Genomic DNA, 18,862 nt, shown 5'->3' on the forward strand with positions numbered 1-18,862 from the left:
TCACCCGCCTTCCTCGACGAGCGCCCCCTGCGCGCGCCCCTCGCCGTCGACGACGACGGTGCCGCGGTCGGTCTTCTTCAGATGGAGCGCACGCTTGCCCCTGTCTGCCCCGATGAAGCTCTCCACGAACGCGCTCGCGGGGTTCTCGGTGATCTCGTTCGGCGTGCCGATCTGCGCGACCTCGGCGCCCTTCTCGAGGATCACCACCTGGTCGCCCAGCAGGAACGCCTCGTCGATGTCGTGCGTGACGAACACGATCGTCTTCCCGATCTCGCGCTGAAGCCGCAGGAGCTCCTCCTGCAGCTCCGCCCGCACGATCGGGTCGACCGCGCCGAAGGGCTCGTCCATCAGGAGGATGTTGGGCTCGGCCGCCAGGCCGCGCGCCACACCCACGCGCTGCTGCTGCCCGCCCGACAGCTGACTCGGGTAGCGGTCGGCCATCGAGCGGTCCAGGCCGACGGTGTCCATGAGGTCGAGCGCCCGGGCACGAGCGTCACGTCGCGGGGTTCCCCGCAGCACGGGAACCGTGGTGATGTTGTCGAGCACGGTGAAATGGGGCATCAGGCCCGAGTTCTGCATCACGTAGCCGATGCTCCGGCGCAGGGACACCGGGTCTCGATCGGCGATGTCGTCGCCGTCGATCGAGATCGAGCCCGAAGAGGGCTCGACCATCCTGTTGATCATGCGCAGCAGCGTGGTCTTGCCGGAACCCGACGAACCGACCAGGACCGTGGTCTTGTGCGGAGGAACGTGGAGACGGAACTCCCCCACCGCACGCGTGCCGTCGGGAAAGACCTTGGTCACGTCGCGGAAGTCGATGCCGCCGGGGGCATCCGCCGAGGTTGCGGGAGTCGTGTCGGCCATCGTCGCTCTCTGTCGTCGTGCGGTCGCCCGGGGAACCGTCGGCCGCGGGTGGCGGCCTCCGCGGGTCAGGAGATCTCGATGCCCCGGTCGAAGGCGATGTAGCCGGCGAAGTCGACACCGACGCGGTCCACCGCGCCCGGGCGGAGATCCGGGTACGCCCACGCGCCGTCGTCCAGCGTCTGGCCCGCGGCGGTCACGTTGTAGTACTGCGCGGCGCCTTTCCACGGGCAGGTGTACGCGGTGGGGCTCTCGGCAAGCACACCGTCGGAGACGCTGACGGGCGGCCAGTACCAGTTGCCTTCGATGCGGACGAGGTCGCTCTCGTCGGCCTCGGCGATCACCGAGCCGTGCAGTCGTGCCTTCATGATTCCTCCCGAGGACGTGCTCACCACCGTAGCGGCTGGCAACGACACGAAGGCGGACGGCCGGGAACATTGCGCGGCCCGGCCCCATGCGCTAGGGCGCCGCTCAGACGATGCGGGCCCCGTGCACCGGACCGTGCACATGAAGCGCGCGGTGACCGGCGGCCGAGAGCGTCACCTGCAGGTCGAGCGCGGCCTCGGGTCCGTCCGCGAGGAAGGCGACGGTCGGACCGGAGCCCGACACCATCCCCGTGAGCGCTCCCGCGCTCTCGCCGTCCTCCAGCAGGTCGCGAAGGTCTGGGCGCAGGCTCAGAGCCGCGACCTGCAGGTCGTTCCGAGCGTGCTCGGCGAGCGCGACCGGATCCCCCGCGCGAAGCGCGTGGAGCACGCCCGGCTCAACGGCGGGCGACCCGGGCGCGGGGCGGATGTCGGGGCGTCGCCGCATCTCGTCGAGACGACCGTAGACATCCGGGGTCGACAATCCCCCGTCGACGGTGACGAGCACCCAGTCGAAGCGCCCCTTTGCGAGGGCAGGACTGAGCTGATCGCCCCGACCCGTTCCGACGGCCGTGCCGCCCATGAGGGCGAACGGCACGTCTGCGCCGAGACGTGCCGCCATGCGGTGCAGTTCGGCCGAGCCGAGATCACCGCCCCACAGCGCGTCGCACGCGACGAGCGCGGCAGCGGCGTCGGCCGAGCCGCCACCCATCCCCCCGGCGACCGGCACGTGCTTGACGATGTCGAGATGCACGCCACCCTCGTGATCGAGCCGGCGCGCGATGAGGCGGGCCGCGCGCAGGGCGAGGTTCCGGTCGTCGGCGGGCACCCCCGAGACGTCGACCGAGCCGCTGACGCTGAGGGTGAAGCCGTCGGCGGGCTGGGCGTACACGTCCTCCCAGAGCGACACGGCCTGATAGGCGGAAGCGACGTCGTGATAGCCGTCATCCTGGGCCGCACCCACCTCGAAGAAGAGGTTCAGCTTGCCCGGCGCGCGCACGTGCACGCGATCGGAGACGGCCATGATGCTCACAGCTTCGCGGAGTCCGCCCAGAGATCCACGTCGATCCCGCCGGCGAGGGTGTCGATCTGCTCGATCTCCTCCATTGTGAAGGCGGGACCGTCGAGGGCGGCGAGGTTCTCATCGAGCTGCGAGGTGCGCGAAGCGCCGATGAGGGCCGACGCGACCACGCGATCGCGCAGCACCCACTGCAGGGCCATCTGCGCGAGCGACTGACCACGCTCGGTCGCGATCACGTTGAGACCTCGCAGCGTCGCGATCCCGTCCTCCGACAGCGCCCCGCCCGGCAGCGACGATCGCTGCTGCGCGCGATCCGCGGTGCCGTCGCCGAGGTACTTGTCGGTGAGGAGCCCCTGCGCGAGCGGGGTGAAGGCGATCGCACCCATGCCCTCCTGGGTCAGCGCCCTGGTGAGGCCGTCTTCGACCCATCGGTTGAGCATGGAGTAGGACGGCTGGTGGATCACCAGCGGGGTCCCGAGCGAGCGCGCGACCGCCGCGGCCTCGACGGTGCGCTCGGCGCTGTACGACGAGATGCCCACGTAGAGCGCCTTGCCCTGGCGGACGAGGGTGTCCAGCGCCGCGATCGTCTCGGCCACCGGCGTCACGGGGTCGGCTCGGTGGGAGTAGAAGATGTCGACGTAGTCCAGTCCCATGCGCCGCAGCGACTGCTCGGCACTGGCGAGGATGTACTTTCGCGAACCGTAGTCGCCATAGGGACCGGGCCACATGTCCCATCCGGCCTTCGACGAGATGATGAGTTCGTCGCGGTACGGGCGGAGGTCTTCGGCGAAGATGCGCCCGAAGTTCTTCTCCGCCGAGCCGTAGGGAGGCCCGTAGTTGTTCGCCAGATCGAAGTGCGTGATACCGCGATCGAAGGCGTGACGCAGCAGCTCCCGCTGGTTGTCGAGGGGGATGTTGTCCCCGAAGTTCCACCAGAGTCCGAGTGAGATGGCCGGCAGGTACAGACCCGATGCCCCGACCTGGCGGTACCCGCGTCTGTCGTAGCGCTCCGGCGCCGCCGCGTACGGACGGTGGAGGTCGGGGATGTCGGGGCGGAAGCGGGAATCGTCGCTCATGATCCGAGGCTAGCGCGCGCCGTCGGACGGCGACGCGCGCGGCGCTCGGATGGTTCACAGCGTCTGACGGAAGCCGCCGCGCATCCCGCATGAACACGGGGGAAACAGTGCTGTAATAGTTTCCTCGTAGGGTTGCGCCGCCGGCGGCGAGAGCGCCCCTGCATCAGTGTGAAGGAACCACCATGACCGTCGTGTCCTCTCTGCCGCTCGATCGGCACCCCTGGTCATCGCTGCTCCAGCGTGACGATGTCGTCGTCGACCGCGGGCTGCTCCACCTCGTGCACGATCGCCTCACACCCGACCAGGCGCATGCCGAGGACCTGATCTTCGTGAGCGATGTGCTGGAGGATGCCGGCGTCGGCGTCCGGCTGATCCGGCACGACCGTCATACCCTCGCCCTCGTGGTCGACCTCGCCGAGCGCGCCGCGGCGCACGCGGCCCTGGCGGGCGCCTGCGCGCACGAGCCTCTGCACGTCAAGCTCAAGCAGAGCGCCGCGGTGCTCGCGGTGGATGCGGCCCCTCTCCCAGACGCGCCGACGGCCGTGCGCGTCTATCGTCCGCGGATCGCTCGCACGGGCGGGCTGCGGTACGGTGCCGCCACCGGCGTCCGCGTGCAGTTCTGGCGCTTCGCGAGCGATGTCGTGGAAGCGCCGTCGGACAACACCTTCTCGCGCCGCCGCACCGCGGCGACGGACCTCGTGGCGACGACGGTCGAGCGCCATGGCCGGTCGTGGCGGACGTGGGAGGGGATGTTCGATCCGCAGCCGGATGAGGTCACCGACGAGATCGACATCGTCTTCTCCTGGGTGGACGGCTCCTCGACCGACTTCCAGCGCCAGCGTGCGGCACGCATGGCGGGATACGTCGTCGGCGCCGGCGACGACGGCCCGGCGCGGTACCGGCACGTGGACGAGCTTCGCTACGCCCTGCGGAGCGTGCACATGTATGCACCCTGGGTACGTCGCATCTTCATCGCCACCGACTCCCCCGCGCCGTCGTGGCTGCTCGACCACCCGAAGGTGACGATCGTGCGCAGCGAGGACTTCTTCGCCGACCCGGCGACGCTTCCCACGCACAATTCGCACGCCGTCGAGGCGCAGCTGCACCGCATCCCCGGGCTCGCCGAGCACTTCCTCTATTCCAACGACGACATGTTCTTCGGACGGCGCGTGCACCCGGAGATGTTCTTCACGCCGGCAGGGGTGACGAAGTTCGTCGAGTGCGGCGTGCGGATCGGCTCAGGCGCCCCGGGGCCGCACCGCAGTGGGCACGACAACGGACTGCGCGTGAACCGGGCCCTCCTGAAGGAGCGCTTCGGCCGCACCATCACACGCGACCTCGAGCACTGCGCGACCCCGCTGCGTCGCAGCGTCATGGCCGAGCTCGAGCAGGAGTTCCCCGAAGATTTCGCCCGTACGGCCGGCTCGCGCTTCCGCGCAGCGACGGACATCTCGGTGACCAACAGCCTGTACCACTACTACGCGCTGATGACCGGCCGTGCCGTGCCGACCAGCCGTCCGCGCACGCGCTACGTGCAGACGACGATGCGCAGCGGCCTGCGTCGGATGGAGCGGCTGGCCGGCCGTGAGGCGGTCGACATGTTCTGCCTCAACGACGGCGGCGAGGTCGAGGTGCCCGAGGAGGTGCGGGCCCACACGGTCCGGACCACGCTCGAGAGGATGTTCCCGGTGCCCGCCCCGTGGGAGCGCGTCGAGCTCAGCGCCGACTCAGGGCGACGCGGTCCGACGGCGACGCCGCACGCGACGGCGAGCTGAACGGCCGCACGTCGGCCGCGACGAGTCGGCGCTGCGACTCCGCCGGATCGATGTACTCGAGCACCCGGGGCACGTCGACGGGGACGACCGAGTGCACGACGGTGTCATCGTAGAGGTGCACCAGGTTGTACGACTGTGCGCCGTCCTGCGGTCGGGTGCCGCCGACGGGAACCGTGAGGTCCTGTGCGTAACAGGTCGACGAGGCGACGGAGACCGGGATGCCGGCGAAGGTCGCGAAGGTCGAGTAGTGCAGGTGGCCGGCGATGACGGCCCGCACGTCGGTGCCGCGCAGCACCTTCGCCAACCGGCGCTGTTCGCGCAGCTCCACACTGGCTGCGAGATCGAGCACCGCGGGAACCGGCGGGTGGTGCATCGCGAGGACGGTGCCGAGAGGCGCGGGCTCGCGCAGCACCTGCGCGAGCCAGTCCAGCTGCTCGTCGGACACCTCGCCGTGGTGGTGTCCGGGCACGGAGCTGTCGAGGGTCACGATGCGCAGACCGTCGATCTCCTCGACGCGGTCGTAGGGCGCGTCGTCCCCGCTGTCGTCGTCGAGGAGCCGAGAGCGGAACGCCACCCGATCGTCGTGGTTGCCCATGACCCACATCACGCGTGCACCGATCGCGGCGGCGGCCGGTTCGACCAGGGAGCGCAGCCGGGTGTACGCCTCGGGCTCGCCGAGGTCGGCGAGGTCTCCGGTGAAGATGAGGGCGTCGGGTCGCACGCCGGAATCGACGATGCTCGCGAGCGTGCGCTGCATCCGTTCCGCGCCGTCGATCACATCGAACAGGCGAGCGCCGGGGGCGCGCAGGTGAGTATCGCTGAGGTGGAGCAAGGTCCGGTCGGGTGCCGGGTATTCCGCGGTGTGCATCGCTTCATCTCCCATCCCGGGGTCGAGCCGGGGTTCCGGGAAATGTTACCGGCATGTTTCGGCCCGCGAGGCCGGACACGGTGAACGATGACGAAACGTCACCTGACCGGCAGGTCGCCTCCGGCGACGGCCGCGATCCGCTGGAAGTCGTCGATCGAGAGCTCTTCGCCGCGCGCGGTCGCGCGCACACCGGCCTGCTCCAGGACGGCCGAGGCGGACGACGACGAGCCGCCGAGCACGTCCGCGAGGGCCTGCCGCAGCATCTTGCGGCGCTGCCGGAAGGCCGCATCCACGATCGCGAAGGTGCGCAGGCGCTCCCGCTCGGTGCCGCGGGGCGAGGCGTCGCGCGTGAAGGCGACCAGCACGCTGTCGACGTTCGGCACGGGCCAGAAGACCTGGCGCGACACCGTGCCGGCGAGCCGCCACGGACCGTACCAGGCCGCTTTGGCGCTCGGAGCACCGTAGACCTTCGAGCCGGGGGGCGCTGCGAGGCGCTCTCCCACTTCCGCCTGCACCATCACCACGCCGCGCTGCAGCTCCGGGAAGGTCTCCAGGAAGTGCAGCAGCACCGGGACCGAGACGTTGTACGGCAGATTCGCCACGAGCACCGTCGGCCGACCGGGCAGATCGGACACCCGCAGCGCATCCGCGGCGACGACCTGCAGTGCGCCGTCCGCGACGCCGTGAGCGGTCGCCGTGCCCGGCAGGCGTGCCGCGAGGCGCGCGTCGATCTCCACCGCCGTCACGCTCGCCCCCGCCTCCAGGATCGCGAGCGTGAGAGACCCCAGCCCGGGGCCGATCTCGACCACGCGTTCGCCCGGACGCACATCGGCGACGTGCACGATCTTGCGCACCGTGTTGGCGTCGACGACGAAGTTCTGACCGAGTTTCTTCGTCGGGGTGACATCGAGCTCGGCGGCGAGGGCGCGGATCTCACCCGCGCCGAGCAGCTGTACGGGCATGGGTTCACTGTAGTCAAGCCCAGCATGGCGCTGTGCACGCCGGCGCGCACGGGTCTAGGGTGACGGCTGTGATGTCATCCGGTTCCACCCCCACGGCGGGGTTCTCCCTGAGCAGCTCGTACGGTCGGCGGGCCATCGCCCTGTCGATCGCCGCCGCCGTCGGCGGTTTCCTGTTCGGCTTCGACTCGTCGGTGATCAACGGCGCCGTCGACTCCATCGAGTCCGACTTCGCCCTGAACGACGTGATCACCGGCTTCGTCGTCGCGATCGCCCTGCTCGGGTGCGCCTTCGGTGCGATCCTGGCCGGAACCCTGAGCGACCGGTTCGGGCGCCTCAAGGTCATGCTGATCGGCGCGGTCATGTTCCTGACGAGCGCCTTCGGCTCCGGCCTCGCGTTCGGGGTGTGGGACCTCACCTTCTGGCGGCTCATCGGCGGCATCGGCATCGGCATCGCATCGGTGGTCGCCCCTGCCTACATCGCCGAGGTCGCGCCGCGTCAGATCCGCGGCACGCTCGGTTCGCTGCAGCAGCTGGCGATCACCCTCGGCATCTTCGCGGCCCTGCTGTCCGACGCGCTGCTGGCGAACATCGCCGGCGGCGCGAACGAGCCGATGTGGTTCGGACTCGACGCATGGCGATGGATGCTGCTGGTCGAAGCCATCCCGGCTCTCGTGTACGGCATCCTGGCGCTGACGATGCCGGAGTCTCCGCGGTACCTCATCGCACGCGGACGCATGGATGAGGCCAGGGAGATCTTCTCCCGTCTCATGCCGCCGGAGGATCTCGAGATCACCGTCAACGAACTCGAGAAGAAGATCCAGGCCGACCGCAAGAACGCGGGGGTGTCGCTGCGCGGTCCGGTCTTCGGCCTCCAGGGCATCGTCTGGATCGGGATCATCCTGTCCGTCTTCCAGCAGTTCGTCGGCATCAACGTGATCTTCTACTACTCCACGACGCTGTGGCGGGCGGTCGGCTTCACCGAGCAGAACTCCTTGCTGATCAGCGTCATCACGTCGGCGACGAACGTCCTGGTGACCATCGTCGCGATCGTGCTGGTGGACCGCGTCGGACGCAAGCCGATCCTGCTCACCGGGTCGGTGCTGATGACGGTATCGCTCGCAGCGATGGCGATCTCGTTCGCCTTCGCCACCGGCTCCGGGGACGACGTATCCCTCCCCGACCCGTGGGGTCCGATCGCCCTCGTGGCCGCGAACCTCTTCGTGATCGGGTTCGGCGCGTCGTGGGGTCCGCTCGTGTGGGTGCTCCTCGGCGAGATCTTCCCCAGCCGCATCCGCGGCAAGGCGCTGGGCGTCGCCGCGGGAGCGCAATGGATCGCGAACTTCCTCATCACGGTGAGCTTCCCCGTCATGTCCGGCTGGTCGCTCCCGCTGACCTACGGCATGTACGCAACGTTCGCGGCGCTGTCGTTCTTCTACGTCGCGTGGAAGATCCCCGAGACCAAGGGCATGGAGCTGGAGCAGACCGAGACGCTGTTCGTGCGCAAGAACGCGAAGGCTCAGAACGCGCCGTAGACCTCGAGGGTGTTGCGGGCCAGCTGTGCGCACAGCTCGTCGAGCTCGACCCCGAGCTCCGCGGCCATGAAGCGCACCGTGACCGGGATCAGGTACGGGGCGTTGGGGCGTCCGCGATGCGGGGTCGGCGTGAGGAACGGCGCATCCGTCTCGACGAGGATGCGCTCGACCGGCGTCACGTGCAACGCGTCACGCAGGTTCTGGGCATTCTTGAACGTGACGTTGCCGGCGAACGAGAGCCAGTAGCCGCGCTCGGCGGCGATGCCGGCCATCGCCTCGTCGCCGGAGAAGCAGTGGAACACCGTGCGTTCCGGGGCGCCGACGCGCGACAGCGTCTCGAGCACCGCATCGTGAGCGTCGCGGTCGTGGATCTGCATCGCGATGCCGTGCTTCTTCGCCAGCGCGATGTGCGCCTCGAAGGACTCGTGCTGCGCGGGGATGCCGGGCTCGTCGGTGCGGAAGAAGTCCAGCCCGGTCTCCCCGATCGCACGCACGCGCGGCTGTGCGGCGAGCTCGTCGATGACCGCGATCGCCTCGTCAAGGCGTCCCGCGTCGCGATACAGCGGGGCCTCGTTGGGGTGGATGGCGACCGCCGCGAGGACGCGCGGATCCGACGAAGCCGCCCAGGCCGACCAGCGGCTGGACTCGATGTCTCCTCCGGCCTGCACGACGCCCGCCACGCCGACCTCGGCGGCGCGGTCGAGCTGGTCGGTGAGGCTCAGCGGATCATCGCCGTCCTCGATCTCGAGGTGGGCGTGATTGTCGTAGACGGGCACCGCCAGCGGCGCGGGCGCATCCGGATATCGGGTGTCGCGCGTCCCCTTCTCCCGCGTTCGCACGTACGCGCTCGGATCGCTCATCGCTCGCCTCTCCCCTCCATCCGGTCGCTCCACATCCTGGCGCTCCCAATCCTGCTGCTTCCCCAGCCTCCCCCATCCTGCTGCATGTCCCAGCCTCCCCCATCCTGCTGCATGTCCCACTTTCCGCTCGCATCCAGCCCCATAGGGACAGAAAGTGGGACATCACCCGGCGATCACGCCCACTCCACAGGGCATGTCCCAAATTCCGTCGCCATAGCCGCCCGTAGGGACAGAAAGTGGGACATCACCAGGCCGTCAATGCCGCAGGGCAGGGGTCAATGCCGCAGGGCAGGGGGGGATGCCGCAGGGCAGGGGTGGATGCCGCAGGGCAGGGGTGGATGCCGCAGGGCAGGGGTGGATGCCGCTGGGAGCCGGGGCGCCGGCGGGATCAGGCCTGCTCGACGCGGGGGAAGAGGGGGGCCAAGCCGTTGACGGAGGTGCCGGGGAGCAGCGCCCCCCACTGGCCGGCCTCGCGGATGGGCTGATCCTCCAGCGATCCGAGCGTCTCACCCACGCCGAGGGCGAGCCACAGCTTGGCGGTCGCCTCGGGCATCACCGGCGACAGCAGCACGGTCAGCGCGCGGAGCCCCTCCGCGACGGTGTAGAGCACCGTCTGCAGTCGCTCTCGCTTGGCCTCGTCCTTGGCCAGCGCCCACGGCTCGTTGATCGTGATGTAGCCGTTGAGCTCGTCGACGATCGTCCAGATGCGGTCGATCGCCTCGTCGATGCGGAAACGCTCCATGGCCGCATCCGCGGCGCTCGCCGCATCCGCGACGACGCGCTGGATCTCGAGATCGGCCTCGGTGTAGGCCCCGGGTGCCGGCACGGCGCCGTCGAAGTATTTGCCGACCATCGCGACGGTGCGCGATGCCAGGTTCCCGAACCCGTTCGCGAGCTCGGCCTGATACCGCGCGGAGAGGTCCTCCCATGAGAACGAGCCGTCCTGGCCGAAGGCGATGGCCGAGAGGAAGTAGAACCGGTACGCATCCGAGCCGAACACATCCGTGATCTCGGTCGGGGCGATGCCGGTGAGCTTCGACTTGGACATCTTCTCGCCGCCGACGAGCAGCCAGCCGTGGGCGAACACGCCGCGAGGCACGTCGAGACCGGCCGCCATGAGCATGGCCGGCCAGATGACGGCGTGGAAGCGCAGGATGTCCTTGCCCACTACGTGGTACGCCGGCCAGCGCCGGTCGAACTGCTCCGGGTCGGTCCCGTAGCCGACCGCGGTGGCGTAGTTGAGCAGCGCGTCCACCCACACGTAGATGACGTGGCTGTCATCCCAGGGCACCTCGATGCCCCAGTCGAAGGTCGAGCGGGAGATCGACAGGTCCTTCAGTCCGCTCCGCACGAACGAGACGACCTCGTTGCGGGCCGACTCCGGGCGGATGAAGTCGGGCTGCGACGCGTAGAGCTCCAGCAGCCGGTCCTGGAACTCGCTGAGCTTGAAGAAGTAGTTCTTCTCCTGCAGCAGCTCCAGCGGCTTGGAGTGGATCGCGCACACCTTGAGTCCCTCGAACTCCCCGGTGCCCGGGAGGATCTCGGCCTCGGTCTTGAACTCCTCGCAGCCGACGCAGTACAGCGCTTCGAACTCGCCGGCGTAGATGTAGCCGCGGTCGTAGATCGCCTGCACGAACGCCTTCACGCGCTCCTCGTGACGCTCCTGGGTGGTTCGGATGAAGTCGTCGTTGGCGACGTCGAGGGTCTTCAGCAGCGGGAACCACGACTCGGTGACGAGACGGTCCACCCACTCCTGCGGCGTCGCGCCGTTGGCCGCGGCGGCGCGCATCATCTTCTGACCGTGCTCGTCGGTGCCGGTGAGCATCCAGGTGTCGTCCCCGGCCTGGCGGTGCCAGCGCGCGAGGGTGTCGACGGCGACGGTGGTGTAACCGTGACCGATGTGCGGCACATCGCTCGGGTAATAGATCGGCGTCGTGATGTAGAAGGATCGGCCGGTACTCACCCGAGAATTCTAGTTGCCCGTCCCGGTGACCCGTCCCCGTGTGACGGACCCGTGCGCCGTCAGTCTCGCGCGGCGAGCGCAGCTTGGTACAGATCGCGGCGCGAATGCGCCGTAGCCTCGGCGACCTCCGCGGCGGCCTCTTTCAGTCGTGCGCCGCCGGCGACGAGCGCGGTGACCTGATCGACCGCGTCGCCGAAGGCGACGGCTCGCCGCTCCGCGCCGGCGACGACGATCACGACCTCGCCGCGCACGCCCTCGTCCGCCCATGCGGCGACCTCGGTCACGCTCCCGCGCACGACCTGTTCGTGCAGCTTCGTCAGTTCCCGGCAGACGGCGACGCGACGCTCGGCACCGAACGCCGCGATCATGTCGTGCAGCGTGGCCGCCGTGCGGGACGGCGCCTCGAAGAACACCATCGTGCGCGATTCGGCATCGAGCTCCGCGAGCATCCGGGCACGCTCGCCCGGCCGGCGCGGCACGAACCCTTCGAAGGTGAAGCGATCCGTCGGGAGCCCCGCGACGGCGAGCGCCGTCACCACCGCACTCGGACCGGGAATCGCGGTGACGGTCACGCCGGCCGCTGCTGCGGCGGCGACGACACCGTACCCCGGGTCGCTCACGGTCGGCATGCCGGCGTCGCTGAGCAGCAGCACGTCGGCGTCGCGCGCGAGCTCCACGAGGTCGTGGGCGCGATCTTTCTCGTTGTGATCGTGCAGAGCGATGAGCCGAGGCCGATTGTCGATGCCCAGCGCGGCCAGCAGACGCTGGGTGGTGCGCGTGTCCTCGGCGGCGATCGTCTGCGCCGTCGCGAGAGCCTCGATCAGCCGTGTCGACGCGTCGCCGAGGTTGCCGATCGGGGTCGCGGCCAGGATGATCACCGCCCCAGCATAGGCTGGACGACGTGTCGAAGCCCGAGCCCGCCGATCCGTCCGCGGCAGCCGCGGAACGAGGGCGGGGCACCGGCCACCTGAGCGCGACGGCCGAGGTGACGCCGCGGCCCGCGCCGAGGACGACGTGGTACGACCGGGTGACCACGCGCCTGCGCGCGGACCCCGTGCTGGCGCGTCGGTGGGCGGTGCTCGCACCCGTGATCGTGACGCTGCTGGCGGGCATCCTGCGCCTGTGGAATCTGGGGCACCCCGCCGTCCTGATCTTCGACGAGACCTACTACGTCAAGGACGCATGGAGCCAGTGGGTGCTCGGCTACACGGCGGATTGGCCGGAGGGCGCCGACGCAGACTTCGCCCAGGGCGAGACGGACACTTTCCTCGCGACCGGCAGCTTCTCCGTGCACCCGCCGCTGGGGAAGTTCCTCATCGGCGTCGGCATGGCCCTGTTCGGCGCGGATTCATCCGTCGGCTGGCGGATCGCAGCCGCCGTGTTCGGCACCGCCATGGTGCTCGTGCTCTACCTGTTCGCCCGCACCCTCACGCGGTCGATCGCCTTCGCCACCGTGGCCGCGCTGCTGCTCGCCGTGGACGGTCAGGCGATCGTGATGAGCCGCGTCTCTCTCCTGGACACCTTCCTGGCGTTCTTCGTGCTCCTGGCGGCATGGTTCGTGGCGCTCGACGCCCGCGGGCACGCTGCGCGCATCGCCGCCGGGACGGCATCCCGCGACGCCCCCCACGAATGGGGCCCGGTGCTGTGGAACCGTCCGTGGATCATCGCCGCGGGCGCAGCGGCCGGATGCGCGGGCGCCGTCAAATGGTCGGGGCTCTATGTGCTCGCCGCACTCGGCGTCTACCTGATCGTGACGGACGCGTGGGCGCGCCGCCGCGCGGGGATCACCTTCTGGCCGACGGACGCCGTCCTCCGGCAGGGGCCGGTCTCGTTCCTGCTGCTCGTCCCCGGCGCCGTGGTCGTCTACCTGTCGACCTGGACGGGATGGCTGCTCACAGCGGGCGGATGGGGACGGAACCTCGGCGGCGAGACCGACCCCGGCGCATGGGGATGGGTACCGGAGTCGCTCCGCTCGCTCTGGCTTTTCCACAAGGCCGTCTACGACTTCCACGTCGGACTGACCACCGAGCACGGCTACGCAAGCCCGGCCTGGCAGTGGCCGCTGCTGCTGCGTCCGACGTCGATGTACTACGAGAGCACGGACTGCGGCGGGGCGTCGTGCGTGCAGAACATCTACAGCCTGAACAATCCGCTCATCTGGTGGGCGGGCATGGCCGCGGCGCTGTGGCTGATCTACCGCTTCGCCGTGCGACCGCGGTGGCAGACCGGCCTCGTGCTGACCGGGATCGCCGCCACCTACGTGCCGTGGCTGCTGTACCCGGAGCGCACGATCTTCCAGTTCTACACCGTGGTCATGCTGCCCTTCGTCGTGCTCGCCCTCGCATACGCACTCCGCGACCTCTCCGGATCGGCGTCCTTCGATGCGGTGCGACGTGCGAACGGGCAGCGCCTGGTGTGGGTGATTCTCATCGCGGTGCTGGTGCTCACGGCGTTCTGGTACCCCATCCAGACCGCCACGACTGTTCCCTACGACTTCTGGCGCCTCCACAACTGGCTTCCCGGCTGGATCTGACGGTGTTCCGGCGCCCGGAGCGCGAGCGTGCTCGGCGACCGTCAGGCCGCCGCGGCGGCGCGGGCCGCGTGAGGCAGCGCCTCCTCGATGCGGGTCACGGCGTCGTCGTCGTGCGCCGCCGTGAGGAACCACGCCTCGAACACGCTCGGCGGAAGCGACACGCCGTGTGCGAGCATGGCGTGGAAGAACGGGCCGTATCGCCACGCCTCCTGATCCTTCGCGTCGTCGTAGTCGCGCACCGGCGCTTCGCGGAACGCGACCGAGAACAGATTCCCGGCGAACGACAGCGTGTGCGCGACGCCCTCCGCGGCGAGCGCGGCGGTGAGCGCCGACGCGACGCGAGCGGATGCCGCATCGACGGCGGCGTAGACACCGGCGTCGGCGAGCCGGAGCGTCTCGACCCCCGCCGCGACCGCGAGCGGATTCCCGCTGAGGGTGCCGGCCTGGTAGACGGGCCCGAGCGGCGCCAGCAGCTCCATGAGGTCCGCGCGCCCGCCGATGCCGGCCAGCGGCATCCCGCCCCCGATGACCTTCCCGAAGGTGAGCAGGTCGGGCACGTAGCCGGCGCCGCGAGCGCGCTCGTGGCCCCACCATCCGGCGGGGTCGACCCGGAACCCGGTGAGCACCTCGTCGAGGATGAACAGCGCCCCCTCGCGGTGCGCGGTCTCCACGAGGAAGTCGTTGAAGCCGTCTTCGGGCGCGAGGATGCCGGCGTTGGCGCCGGCGCCCTCCGCGATGATCGCGGCGATGCGCCCGGGATGCGCGGCGAACGCGTCGCGCACCGCCGCACGGTTGTTGTACGGCAGGACGAGGGTGAGCCCCGCGATCGGCGCGGGGACGCCGGCGGAGCCCGGAAGGCCGAGCGTCGCCACGCCCGATCCGGATTCGGCGAGCAGCCCGTCGGAGTGGCCGTGGTAATGGCCGGCGAACTTGATGATCACGTCTCGCCCGGTCGCACCCCGCGCGATGCGGATGGCGGTCATCGTGGCCTCGGTGCCCGTGGAGACAAGGCGCAGTCGCTCGATCCCGCGGGCGCCGTCGACGGCAAGGCGCTCCACCACGAGCTCGGCGAGCTCGGTCTCCCCCGGCGTGGAGGCGCCGAACGACAGACCGCGAGAGGCCGCGCGCTGCACGGCGTCGACCACCCGCGGGTGGGCGTGCCCCAGCAGGGCGGGTCCCCACGACGCGACGAGGTCCACGTACTCGCGCCCGGTCACATCCGTGACCGTCGCGCCGTGGGCCGCGACGATCGACAGCGGCGTGCCGCCGACCGATCCGAAGGCCCGCACCGGGGAGTTCACCCCTCCCGGGATGACGGCGCGGGCACGTGCTGCGGCGGTCTCGTTGGTCAGAGCGGAATCGGTGGCGCTCATGCGTCCTTCCAGCGTTCGGCGGCCTCGACGGCCCAGTACGTGAGCACCGCGTCGGCGCCGGCGCGCACGATGGCGGTGAGAGACTCGTCGATCGCGCGTTCGCGGTCGATCCACCCGTGCGCGGCGGCGGCCTCGATCATCGCGTACTCGCCGCTGACCTGATACGCCCACACCGGCACCGGAGAGACCGCGGCGGCGTCGGCGAGCACATCCAGGTAGGTCATCGCGGGCTTGACCATCACCACGTCGGCTCCCTCGGTCACATCCAGGGCGACCTCTCGAGCGCCCTCGCGGCGGTTGCCCGGGTCGAGCTGATACGTGCGACGGTCGCCCTGCAGCGAGGACTGGACCGCCTCGCGGAACGGCCCGTAGAACGCCGAGGCGTACTTGGCGGAGTAGGCCAGCAATGCCACATCGCCGCGGTCGGCGCCGTCGAGGGCATCGCGAAGCGCCGCAACCTGGCCGTCCATCATGCCGGACAGCCCGAGGAGGTGGGATCCCGCCTCCGCCTGCGCGAGCGCCATGTCGCGATAGCGATCCAGCGTCGCGTCGTTGTCCACGCCACCGTGCGCATCGAGCACGCCGCAGTGGCCGTGGTCGGTGAACTCGTCGAGGCAGAGGTCACTCTGCACGACCAGGGCGTCACCGACCTCGGCGACGGCGATGCGCGTCGCGACATTGAGGATGCCGTCCGGATCGGTCGCGCCGGAGCCGACGGCGTCCTTGTGCTCGGGCACGCCGAAGAGCATCACGCCGCCGATGCCGGCCTCGGCGGCGCGGTGCAGAGCCGCCCGGAACGTGTCGGTCGAATGCTGCACGACACCGGGCATCGAGGAGATGGGGCGGGCTTCGGCGGCTCCCTCGGCGAGGAACATCGGCAGCACGAGCTGAGACGCGTCCAGGCGCGTCTCACTCTGCAGGCGACGCCACGCGGGCGTTGCACGCAGACGGCGAGGTCGGATGCGGGGCGCGGTCACGGTTTCTCCTTCGCTATGGGGCGTCGGGCGCGTTCGGCACCGTCGGATCGAGCGGTGCGATCCGGGCGGCGCCTCGTTCGATGAGATCGACGCCCACGAGGGTGGCGAGCTCCGCCGGCGCCTCGGCGTCGATCGGCATGGCGCGCGAACTGTCGATCATCTCGCCGCCGTCGGGGCGGTAGACGCGGGCGGTGAGGAACAGCAGGCCGTCCTCGACGAAGGCCATCGCGGCGATCGGCGCGGCGCACCCCGCCTCGAGGCGTGCGAGCACGCCTCGCTCGGCATCGGCGGACGCGCGCGTGGCCGCGTGGTCGATGCGCCGCACGAGATGCTCGTCGCCCTCGCGCACCTCGACGGCGAGCGCGCCCTGAGCCGGCGCGGTCGGCCAGCGGTCGAGGTCGAACAGTTCCGTGGCCGCGTCCAGGCGACCGATCCGCTCGAGGCCGGCGGCCGCGAGGATGACCGCGTCGAGCGCGCGCTCCGGATCCTCGTGTCCGACGCGACCGAGCCGGGTGTCGATGTTGCCGCGGATGTCGACGAGATGCAGATCAGGCCGGCGCATCGCCAGCTGAGCGCGACGACGCGGCGAGCCGGTGCCCACCGCGGCGCCCGGCGGGAGCTCCTCGAGGGTCATGCCGTCACGTGCACACAGGGCGTCGCGCGGATCGGCGCGCGGCGGGACCGCGGCGATCACCAGTCCGGGTTCGGCAGCCGTCGGCAGATCCTTGTAGGAGTGGACCACCGCATCCACCTCGCCGCGCCGCAGCGCCTCGCGCAGGGCCGTGGCGAAGACCCCGGTGCCGCCGAGCGATGAGAGCGATGCGGTCGAGGTGTCGCCCTCGGAGACGATCGGCACCAGCTCGGCGCCGAGCATGTCGGCGACCGTGCCCGCCTGGGTCATGGCGAGCGCACTCGCCCGCGTGCCGATGCGCAGCGCCATCGCGATCAGCTCACGACGTCGGCGACGTCGGCGACGTCGATGCGACGACCGGTGAAGAACGGCACCTCTTCGCGCACGTGGCGTCGGGCTTCGGTCTTGCGAAGGTAGCGCATGAGGTCGACGAGGTCGATGACATCGTCGGCTTCGAGGGCGAGCAGCCACTCGTAGTCGCCGAGCGCGAAGGAGGCCACGGTGTTGCTCTGCACCTGGGGGAAGTCGCGCCCCATGCGTCCGTGCTCCCCGAGCATCGCGCCGCGCTCCTCGGGCGGCAGCAGGTACCACTCGTAGCTGCGCACGAAGGGATACACCGTCACCCACTCCTTGGGCGGCAGACCGCGGGCGAACGCGGGCGAGTGGTCGCGACTGAACTCGGCGTCGCGGTGAACGCCCATCGCATTCCACGTCGGCAGCAGCGGCGCGAACTCGCGCGAGCGCCGGAGCGTGCGCAGATCGGATTGCAGCCCCTCGGCGGCGCGACCGGTCAGCCACACGAGCACGTCCGCATCCGCCCGCAGGCCCGAGACGTCGTACACGGCCCGCAGCGAATCGATCGACGCGGCGGCGTCGACGGCGGCGACGGCGCCGGGGAGCGGCTCGGCCGGGTGCGGGTCGCGGCGGAAGACCGCCCACAGGCCGTAGTGGGTCTGTTCGCCGGCCTCGTTCTGGTCGGCGGTCGGGGCGGTGTTCTCAGCGGCCATGCACGTACTCCACGATTCGGGTCAGGACGGTCGGATCGGTCTCCGGCGGCACGCCGTGACCGAGGTTGAGGATGTGGCCGGGCAGGTCGGCCCCGCGCGCGAGCACGTCGTCGATGTGGGCGGCGAGCACGGGCCACGGCGCCGTGAGCAGGGCGGGGTCGATGTTGCCCTGCAGGGGAAGCGGACGGCCGATGCGCATCGCGGCGACATCGAGCGGCAGCCGCCAGTCGACGCCGACGACGTCCGCTCCCAGCGGCGGCACGAGATCGAGCACCTCCGACAGCCCGAGACCGAAGTGGATCTTCGGCACGTCGAAACCGCGGAGGGCATCGAATGCGCGGCGCGTGTGCGGGGCGACGCGCCGCTGGTAGTCGGCGCGCGAGAGCGAACCGGCCCACGAGTCGAACAGCTGCACGATGCTCGCGCCAGCCTCCACCTGCGCACGCACGAAGGCGCCGGTGACATCGGCGCACCAGTTCAGCAGCGCGGCCCACGTGTGCGGGTCGGTCTTCATCAGGGCGCGAGTGCGCAGCTGCTCCTTGCTCGGGCCTCCCTCGACGAGATAGCTCGCGAGCGTGTACGGGGCACCGCCGAATCCGACCAGCGGGGTGTCTCCGAGTTCCGCGACGACGAGCGCGACCGCCTCCGAGATCGGCTGCAGCACGGCGGGGTCGATCGGCCGGAGCGCGAGCACGTCGGAGGCGGTGCGCACCGGTTCCGCGAGCACCGGCCCCCGGCCGGCGACGATCGAGACGTCGACGCCGGCGAGCAGCACGGGCGTGACGATATCGCTGAAGAAGACCGCGGCATCGACACCGTGGCGGCGGACCGGCTGCAGGGTGATCTCCGCGGCCAGCTCCGGGCGCAGGCACGCCTCGAGCATGTCGACGCCGGCGCGCGACTGCCGGTACTCCGGCAGCGAGCGTCCCGCCTGCCGCATGAACCAGACCGGGGCCGTCTCGGGCCGATCACCGCGTGCGGCCCGAACGAGGGGCGAACGTGCGGTTCTGCCGTCTGTCAAGGGGTGCCCGACGGGCAGGAGGGACAGGGCGGATGACACC

Annotated in this window: 17 protein-coding genes; 3 read left to right on the plus strand and 14 right to left on the minus strand. The window is 70.5% G+C overall.

The annotated features are described in order from the left end of the window. The 4 genes from ACGG9C_RS15560 to ACGG9C_RS15575 all read right to left on the minus strand — a co-directional run bounded on the left by ACGG9C_RS15560 (position 1) and on the right by ACGG9C_RS15575 (position 3,320). Positions 1 to 864 (minus strand): ABC transporter ATP-binding protein, encoded by an 864-nt coding sequence (locus ACGG9C_RS15560; RefSeq protein WP_390178857.1) that lies wholly within the window; start codon positions 862 to 864, stop codon positions 1 to 3. 65 nt (positions 865 to 929) lie between these two features. Further along, positions 930 to 1,229, minus strand: coding sequence for a DUF427 domain-containing protein (locus tag ACGG9C_RS15565; protein ID WP_071042826.1), 300 nt, complete (start codon positions 1,227 to 1,229; stop codon positions 930 to 932). Between the two features lie 103 nt (positions 1,230 to 1,332). Then, entirely contained in the window at positions 1,333 to 2,247 is a 915-nt protein-coding gene (locus tag ACGG9C_RS15570; protein WP_071043342.1) for a 4-(cytidine 5'-diphospho)-2-C-methyl-D-erythritol kinase, read from the minus strand. Between the two features lie 5 nt (positions 2,248 to 2,252). After that, on the minus strand, positions 2,253 to 3,320 hold the full coding sequence (locus tag ACGG9C_RS15575; protein ID WP_286717718.1) for an aldo/keto reductase: 1,068 nt from the start codon (positions 3,318 to 3,320) through the stop codon (positions 2,253 to 2,255). Between the two features lie 182 nt (positions 3,321 to 3,502). Here ACGG9C_RS15575 and ACGG9C_RS15580 point away from each other — a divergent pair, with 182 nt between their 5' ends. Then, positions 3,503 to 5,095 (plus strand): stealth family protein, encoded by a 1,593-nt coding sequence (locus tag ACGG9C_RS15580; protein ID WP_390178858.1) that lies wholly within the window; start codon positions 3,503 to 3,505, stop codon positions 5,093 to 5,095. On the opposite strand, the gene ACGG9C_RS15585 is transcribed toward ACGG9C_RS15580, so the two are convergent. Both ACGG9C_RS15585 and rsmA read right to left on the minus strand, forming a co-directional pair. Then, positions 5,037 to 5,963: a phosphodiesterase gene (locus ACGG9C_RS15585; RefSeq protein WP_071043341.1), complete on the minus strand. Its 927-nt coding sequence runs from the start codon at positions 5,961 to 5,963 to the stop codon at positions 5,037 to 5,039. The genes ACGG9C_RS15580 and ACGG9C_RS15585 overlap by 59 nt on opposite strands. Before the next feature lie 98 nt (positions 5,964 to 6,061). Beyond that, positions 6,062 to 6,925, minus strand: coding sequence for a 16S rRNA (adenine(1518)-N(6)/adenine(1519)-N(6))-dimethyltransferase RsmA (rsmA, locus tag ACGG9C_RS15590; protein WP_194384894.1), 864 nt, complete (start codon positions 6,923 to 6,925; stop codon positions 6,062 to 6,064). A gap of 71 nt (positions 6,926 to 6,996) precedes the next feature. On the opposite strand from rsmA, the gene ACGG9C_RS15595 reads away from it, so the two are divergent. Next, positions 6,997 to 8,457: a sugar porter family MFS transporter gene (locus ACGG9C_RS15595; RefSeq protein ID WP_390178859.1), complete on the plus strand. Its 1,461-nt coding sequence runs from the start codon at positions 6,997 to 6,999 to the stop codon at positions 8,455 to 8,457. On the opposite strand, the gene ACGG9C_RS15600 is transcribed toward ACGG9C_RS15595, so the two are convergent. The 3 genes from ACGG9C_RS15600 to rsmI all read right to left on the minus strand — a co-directional run bounded on the left by ACGG9C_RS15600 (position 8,442) and on the right by rsmI (position 12,158). Continuing rightward, the gene (locus ACGG9C_RS15600; protein WP_390178860.1) at positions 8,442 to 9,317 is read right to left on the minus strand and encodes a TatD family hydrolase; all 876 of its coding nucleotides are present in this window, start codon (positions 9,315 to 9,317) and stop codon (positions 8,442 to 8,444) included. The genes ACGG9C_RS15595 and ACGG9C_RS15600 overlap by 16 nt on opposite strands. Positions 9,318 to 9,705: 388 nt before the next feature. Continuing rightward, complete coding sequence (metG, locus tag ACGG9C_RS15605; protein ID WP_390178861.1) at positions 9,706 to 11,280, minus strand: methionine--tRNA ligase; 1,575 nt, start codon at positions 11,278 to 11,280, stop codon at positions 9,706 to 9,708. Between the two features lie 59 nt (positions 11,281 to 11,339). Further along, positions 11,340 to 12,158, minus strand: coding sequence for a 16S rRNA (cytidine(1402)-2'-O)-methyltransferase (rsmI, locus tag ACGG9C_RS15610; RefSeq protein ID WP_071042820.1), 819 nt, complete (start codon positions 12,156 to 12,158; stop codon positions 11,340 to 11,342). 23 nt (positions 12,159 to 12,181) lie between these two features. Between rsmI and ACGG9C_RS15615 the strand changes: the two genes are divergently transcribed. Beyond that, positions 12,182 to 13,813 carry a dolichyl-phosphate-mannose--protein mannosyltransferase gene (locus ACGG9C_RS15615; protein WP_390178862.1) on the plus strand — a complete coding sequence of 544 codons (1,632 nt, stop codon included), beginning with the start codon at positions 12,182 to 12,184 and terminating at the stop codon, positions 13,811 to 13,813. 41 nt (positions 13,814 to 13,854) lie between these two features. On the opposite strand, the gene ACGG9C_RS15620 is transcribed toward ACGG9C_RS15615, so the two are convergent. The 5 genes from ACGG9C_RS15620 to hemE are packed head-to-tail and all read right to left on the minus strand — an operon-like array spanning position 13,855 to position 18,861. Next, a complete protein-coding gene (locus tag ACGG9C_RS15620; RefSeq protein WP_390178863.1) occupies positions 13,855 to 15,186 on the minus strand; it encodes a glutamate-1-semialdehyde 2,1-aminomutase in 1,332 nt (443 codons plus the stop codon). Continuing rightward, complete coding sequence (hemB, locus tag ACGG9C_RS15625) at positions 15,183 to 16,163, minus strand: porphobilinogen synthase (protein ID WP_390178864.1); 981 nt, start codon at positions 16,161 to 16,163, stop codon at positions 15,183 to 15,185. The genes ACGG9C_RS15620 and hemB overlap by 4 nt, the downstream gene beginning before the upstream one ends. 13 nt (positions 16,164 to 16,176) lie before the next feature. Then, positions 16,177 to 17,103 (minus strand): hydroxymethylbilane synthase, encoded by a 927-nt coding sequence (gene hemC, locus ACGG9C_RS15630; RefSeq protein WP_390178865.1) that lies wholly within the window; start codon positions 17,101 to 17,103, stop codon positions 16,177 to 16,179. 5 nt (positions 17,104 to 17,108) lie between these two features. Further along, positions 17,109 to 17,801 carry a hydrogen peroxide-dependent heme synthase gene (gene hemQ, locus ACGG9C_RS15635; protein WP_390178866.1) on the minus strand — a complete coding sequence of 231 codons (693 nt, stop codon included), beginning with the start codon at positions 17,799 to 17,801 and terminating at the stop codon, positions 17,109 to 17,111. Next, positions 17,791 to 18,861, minus strand: coding sequence for a uroporphyrinogen decarboxylase (hemE, locus tag ACGG9C_RS15640; protein ID WP_390178867.1), 1,071 nt, complete (start codon positions 18,859 to 18,861; stop codon positions 17,791 to 17,793). Before hemE ends, hemQ begins: the two co-directional genes overlap by 11 nt. Position 18,862: the final 1 nt, after the last annotated feature.

This window comes from Microbacterium sp. MTN4-26 (genome assembly GCF_042846595.1).
In the GTDB taxonomy this organism is placed as follows: Bacteria; Actinomycetota; Actinomycetes; order Actinomycetales; family Microbacteriaceae; genus Microbacterium; species Microbacterium luteum.